We start from the raw sequence: 5,765 nt of genomic DNA, 5'->3' as shown, positions 1-5,765 counted from the left end.
TTCCGGAGCCCGAAAATCAAAAAGTTGGCCGTCGGAAAATTCCGGAGCCCGAAAAATCAAAAAGTCGGTCGTCGGAAAATTCCGGAGCCCGAAAAATCAAAAAAGTCGGTCGTCGGAAAATTCCGGAGCCCGAAAAATCAAAAAAGTTGGCCGTCGGAAAATTCCGCAAGCCCAAAAAATCAAAAAATAGGGCGTCGGGAAATTCCGCAAGCCCAAAAAATCAAAAAACAGGGCGTCGGAAAATTCCGCAAGCCCAAAAAATCAAAAAACAGGGCGTCGGGAAATTCCGCAAGCCCCCAAAAATCAAAAAACAGGGCGTCGGGAAATTCCGCAAGCCCCAAAAATCAAAAAATAGGCCGTCGGGAAATTCCGCAAGCCAAATTAGAAACTAAATGTATAGAAAAACGTTTAACATAGTATTAACCGACCTTAGATATACCATTTTAAGGTCATAATTTTTTATCGTAATGCGAAGAAAGCAAAAATTGAAGACGTTTGATCGTCCGAAGCTCCAAAATCTGGAGCATTCTCAGTATGCCAGCTATGTGCTGACGCAGTTTAAACCTCTCAAAATGGCCAAGATCGACGAGGTGCTTCCGCCCTTGGCGACAGCCATCAAAACCGAGGACGAAGTGCTCAATTTGCCGGCGGCTGCCGAGGAGACAGCCGACGTGCGGCAGTTGGACGACGTGCGCGACATGGCTTTCCGCTCGCTCTCGCTGAAAATTCAGACGGCCTTGATGAGCGACGATGCCGACGAACGGGCGGCAGGGAAAAAGCTGGATCGGGTGCTCGACTGCTATCCCGGTTTGGCCACGATGAACTATGAAAAGGAGACGGGCGCCGTGCTCAACCTTCTTGTCGACCTGAAGGATGCCAAAGTGGCGGCCGAGGTGACCAAGTTGGCACTCGCGCCGGCCATCACGCGCTTGGAGAAGGCCAACGAGGCGTTTAGCAAGGTCTACTACGGCCGTTACGAGAGCTATGCCAATGCGCCTCAACGCGGTGCACGTGTTTTGCGCGAACGCACCGACGAGGCGTTGGACGATGTGCTCTGGCGCGTCGAATGTCTGTATGAGGTGACGCGCGATGCCAAGCTCCTGCACGCCATCGAGCTCTACAACACCTATGTGGCCGACCGCGAACGGGTGTTTGCCGACCGCGAACGGGCCAATGCTGCGGCTCTCGAGACGGCACGCAAGAAAATCGGCGAAATGCTCGCGCCAATGTTCTTGGCTTTGGAGGTGAAGCGCAATCTGCACCAAGGCAGCCTCTCGTTCACGGGCAACACCTCGGGCAGCGACAAAAAGAAGCAATATGAGTTGCATGTGGCGGGCAGCGACGAGCCGCTCTGGGTGGTGGTGAAAAATCATCAGTTGGAAGTGGTGAAGCACGAGGAAAAACCTGCGCCCAAGAAGCCCACGCCGAAGAATCCGGGCAAGAAAAAGCCCGGCGACAGCGGCAATGGCAAAAAGCCGGGCGAAAGCGGGCAGGGTAGCGCCGAAGTGACGCCCAAGCCATAGCGTCGGGAATTGCAAGTGGGGCAGGACAGCGCGGGTTGTTCTGCCCCCTTTTCGTGGCCGCTTCCAAAATCTTAAATAAACCCTAAAACTAAGTGCCATTTTTAAAGGAAATAGTTTTTTTTCACTAATTTTGCCGCCAAGTTTAGTGGCTTATGCGTAAGAGAGTATTCTCACTGATAACATTGCTTTGTTTTGCGCTGGCTGTGGTTGCAGCTGGCAAGCGCTTCACCCTCGTCATCGATGCGGGGCATGGCGGTGGCGATAACGGTGCGCCGGGGGCCTATTCCAACGAAAAGGATTTGACGTTGAAATATGCGCTCGCCTTTGGACGCTATGTGGAGCGAAATTGCCCCGACGTGAAGGTGATTTACACGCGCACAACCGACATATTCGTCACCTTGGCCGGTCGCGCCGACATTGCCAACCGCAACAAGGCCGACCTCTTTCTTTCGTTCCATATCAACGCCATCACGGGCTCGAAATCGGCCCATGGGTTTCAAAGTTGGACGCTTGGCCGGGGCGCACAGTCGGGCGACCGCGGCATCAAAGCCAATGTCGACGTGGCCAAGCGCGAGAACTCGGTGATGTTCTTAGAAAAGGATTACAAGAAGGTGTATAAGGAACTCGATGCCAATGCCGCCGAAAACGACATCATGTATGAGTTTATCGCCGACAAAAACCGCGAACGCAGCGTGGAGCTTTCGCGTCTGATGCAGCAATATGTCTGCGCTGCCACGGGGCGCGTGAATGGGGGTTCGCATCAGAATAATCTGGCCGTGTTGCGCCTCACATCGATGCCGAGCTGCCTGCTCGAGCTGGGGTTCATCTCTACGCCCGACGAAGAAGATTTCCTCAATGCCGACAGCTCTGTGCCGCTCTATGTGCAGGGCGTCTTCAACGCATTCATGAAATATCGCGAGCATTATGACAGCAACATCAGCGTGCCCTACAAACCCATCAAGGATGAGCCGGTCATTCCGCAGGTGGTGCCGCCCTCCTATCAAAATGAAGCGCCTGCGCCCAAGCCTGCACGCAAGAAAAAAGTGGTGGTGGCGGCGCCCGAAGTGAAAGCGCAGCCCGATGCCACGCCCGACAAGGACACGGCCGCGCAGCCTGTGTTTAAAGTGCAGCTGTTTGTGACCAGCCAGGCTTTGCGCACCGATGACAGCCGTCTGAAAGGGCTCGACGGCGTGGATTTTTACCGTGAGGGTGCGCTGTTTAAATACACCTGCGGCGCTTCGGCCAATTATAACGAGATTTACAAGCTGCGCAAACAGCTTTTAGAGCGTTTCCCCGATGCGTTTATCGTGGCGTTTGTAGCGGGGCAGAAATGCAACATCAATGAGGCGATACACACGTTTAAAGCCCATAAAAATAAATAAATCACAAGTGCGAACCGACAAAAAATAGAATATGAAACTGACAAACGAAATCAAAATTGCGCTCGTTGCCATCGTCGGCATCCTGGTGCTGTTCTTTGGACTCAATTTCTTGAAGGGCATGTCGCTCTTCTCCACCGATGCCACCTATTACGTGGCGTTCAAAGATATTAGCGGCCTCTCGTCGTCCAATCCCATCTATGCCGATGGCTATAAGGTGGGCGTGGTGAAAAGCATTCAGTATAACTATGCCAAGAAGGGAGATGTGCTCGTGCAAATCGACATCAATCCCGATTTGCGCATCCCAAAAGGAAGCTCGGCCGAGATTGAAAGCGATCTCATGGGCAACGTGAAGATGAATTTGCTCTTGGCCAACAATCCACGCGAGCGCGTCAACAGCGGCGACACAATTATTGGTTCTAAGAACAGCGGAATGTTGGGAAACGTGGCCAAATTGTTGCCCACCGTGCAGCAAATGTTGCCCAAGCTCGATAGTATTCTCAGCAGTGTCAACACCTTGCTGGCCGACCCTGCTTTGGCACATTCGCTCCACAACATCGAAGGCATCACTGCCAACCTCAACACCACTTCGCAGCAGCTCAACACGCTCGTTGCGGGAGTGAACAGGCAAGTGCCGGGCCTTTTGCGCCGTGCCGACGGTGTGATGGTGAATGCCAACACCTTCACGGGCAATCTTGCGCAGGTGGACATCGCCGGAACGATGGCTCAGGTGAACCAAACCATCGCGCAGCTCAATGCGTTTAGCCAGCAGCTCAACAGCAAAGAAGGCAGCTTAGGTTTGCTCATGCACGACCCGGCACTCTATAACAACCTCAATAAAACGATGGTGAGCGTCGACTCGCTGCTCATCAATGTGCGGCAGCATCCCAAGCGCTATGTGCACTTCTCTTTGTTTGGCAGAAAAGATAAATAATTCACAATAAACAAAAAAGTTTGGTGCACAATGCTACAGATTGTGCCCATCCTTTTGGAATTTGCATTAGTTTTTGTAACTTTGTGTCCACTTAGCAAACACGTCTAACGACATTTAATTATTTTAGTCGCATAGTTTTTCATGAAAGGAAGTCCTGCAAGCTGTTGGGACAGGGCACTTGCGCTTATCAAGCAACATGTCACGCCGCAACAGTTTGATACCTGGTTTAAGCCCATTGGCTTTGAGCATTTTAACGAAGAAGAGAAAACCATCCTCGTTCAAGTGCCCAGTCCTTTCGTCTATGAATATTTAGAGGAGAACTTCTTAGGCTTGTTGCGCGCGGTGCTCTATCGCACCTTTGGCGAGGGCGTGCAGCTCACCTATCGCATTGTCACCGACAAGGAGCACAAATTGACGCAAGATATTGAGTCGGATGAAGCGATTGCCGATGTGAATGCTGCGCAGGGCAGCCGCAAGCAAGCGGAAAATCGGGCGGTAGCGGTTGAATTTGATTCGCAACTCGACCCGCATCTCACGTTCAAGAACTATATTGAGGGCACGAGCAACAAGCTGCCGCGCAGCGTGGGACTTTCGATTGCCGAGCATCCTGCCACGCCGCAATTCAACCCCATGTTTATTTATGGTCCTTCGGGATGCGGAAAGACGCACCTCATCAACGCCATTGGGCTGCATTGCAAGCAGCTTTATCCCGAGAAGCGCGTGCTTTATATCAGCGCGCGCCTTTTCCAGTCGCAGTTTGTCGATGCCAACCTCAAACACGTCATCAACGACTTCATTCGGTTTTATCAGACCATTGACATGCTCATCGTGGATGACATTCAAGAATGGATGAATGCCGTTAAGACGCAAGACACCTTTTTCCACATCTTTAATCATCTCTTTCGCAATGGTAAGCGCATCATTTTGGCCAGCGACCGTCCGCCGGTCGACCTCAAAGGCATGAACGAGCGTCTGCTCACGCGCTTCTCGTGTGGTTTGATTGCCGAGATGGAGAAACCGAATGTGGAGCTGTGCATCGACATCCTGCACAATAAAATCCGCCGCGACGGACTGCATATTCCCGAAGAAGTGGTGCAGTTTATCGCCTCGACCGCCAACGGCAGTGTGCGCGATTTAGAAGGTGTGGTGAGTTCTCTGTTGGCTTATAGCGTGGTATATAATTGCAAGATTGACATGCGTTTGGCCGAACGTGTGATTAAGCGGGCGGTGAAAATCGACGATAAGCCGCTCACCATTGACGATATTATGGAGGCGGTTTGTGCGCATTTCAATGTTACGGCCACAGCCGTAAACAGCAAAAGCCGTAAGCGCGATTTGGTCGTTGCCCGTCAGGTTTCGATGTTCCTGGCTCAGAAATATACCAAGATTCCGGCTTCGCGCATTGGTCGCCTGGTGGGAAATCGCGACCATTCTACCGTTATTCACAGTTGCTCGCAAGTGGAGCAGCGCCTCAAGGTGGATCAGGATTTTAAGGATGACGTGATGCGTATCGAGGCATCATTCCAATTGAAAGGATAAGGCGCACGCACATGAGTGCACGTAAATTTTAAAATCCCACATCAGCAGTCGATGCTGATTTCTCAAAAACAAGCGTTCGTCACCCGCCGAACGAGCATTTTTCTTAAAAACGATTGTTCGCTACCCACCGAACGAACATTTTTCTCAAAAACAAGTGTTCGCTACCCGCCGAACGAGTATTTTTCTTAAAAACAAGTGTTCGTCACCCGCCGAACGAGTATTTTTCTCAAAAACAAGCGTTCGCCACCTGCCGAACGAACATTTTTCTTAAAAACGATTGTTCGCCACCCGCCGAACGAGCATTTTTCTCAAAAACAAGTGTTCGCCACCCGCCGAACGAACATTTTTCTTAAAAACGATTGTTCGCCACCCGCCGAACGAACATTTTTC

The 5,765-nt window shown here is 51.4% G+C and carries 5 protein-coding genes; all 5 read left to right on the top strand.

Annotated features, from left to right (window positions below; translation table 11 throughout):
* Positions 1-392 (top strand): hypothetical protein (locus tag HMPREF9431_RS12830; RefSeq protein WP_040560858.1); only part of this gene is annotated, 392 nt, incomplete at its 5' end.
* A 75-nt stretch (positions 393-467) separates the two neighbouring features.
* A complete protein-coding gene (locus HMPREF9431_RS04855; protein WP_004380040.1) occupies positions 468-1,523 on the top strand; it encodes a DUF6261 family protein in 1,056 nt (351 codons plus the stop codon).
* A gap of 152 nt (positions 1,524-1,675) precedes the next feature.
* Positions 1,676-2,905 carry an N-acetylmuramoyl-L-alanine amidase family protein gene (locus tag HMPREF9431_RS04850; protein WP_004380039.1) on the top strand — a complete coding sequence of 410 codons (1,230 nt, stop codon included), beginning with the start codon at positions 1,676-1,678 and terminating at the stop codon, positions 2,903-2,905.
* Positions 2,906-2,936: 31 nt separating this feature from the next.
* The gene (locus tag HMPREF9431_RS04845; RefSeq protein ID WP_004380038.1) at positions 2,937-3,836 is read left to right on the top strand and encodes an MlaD family protein; all 900 of its coding nucleotides are present in this window, start codon (positions 2,937-2,939) and stop codon (positions 3,834-3,836) included.
* 141 nt (positions 3,837-3,977) lie between these two features.
* Positions 3,978-5,375, top strand: coding sequence for a chromosomal replication initiator protein DnaA (gene dnaA, locus HMPREF9431_RS04840; protein WP_004380037.1), 1,398 nt, complete (start codon positions 3,978-3,980; stop codon positions 5,373-5,375).
* Positions 5,376-5,765: the final 390 nt, after the last annotated feature.

This window comes from Segatella oulorum F0390 (genome assembly GCF_000224615.1).
Taxonomy (GTDB): domain Bacteria; phylum Bacteroidota; class Bacteroidia; order Bacteroidales; family Bacteroidaceae; genus Prevotella; species Prevotella oulorum.
Note: the sequence above shows the minus strand (reverse complement) of the source record. Positions and strands in the feature narration are given on the sequence as shown.

Coding starts and splice junctions, on each gene's coding strand:
- HMPREF9431_RS04845 (WP_004380038.1), top strand. CDS start 2,937: ATGAAACTGACAAACGAAATCAAAATTGCGCTCGTTGCCATCGTCGGC.
- HMPREF9431_RS04855 (WP_004380040.1), top strand. CDS start 468: ATGCGAAGAAAGCAAAAATTGAAGACGTTTGATCGTCCGAAGCTCCAA.
- dnaA (WP_004380037.1), top strand. CDS start 3,978: ATGAAAGGAAGTCCTGCAAGCTGTTGGGACAGGGCACTTGCGCTTATC.
- HMPREF9431_RS04850 (WP_004380039.1), top strand. CDS start 1,676: ATGCGTAAGAGAGTATTCTCACTGATAACATTGCTTTGTTTTGCGCTG.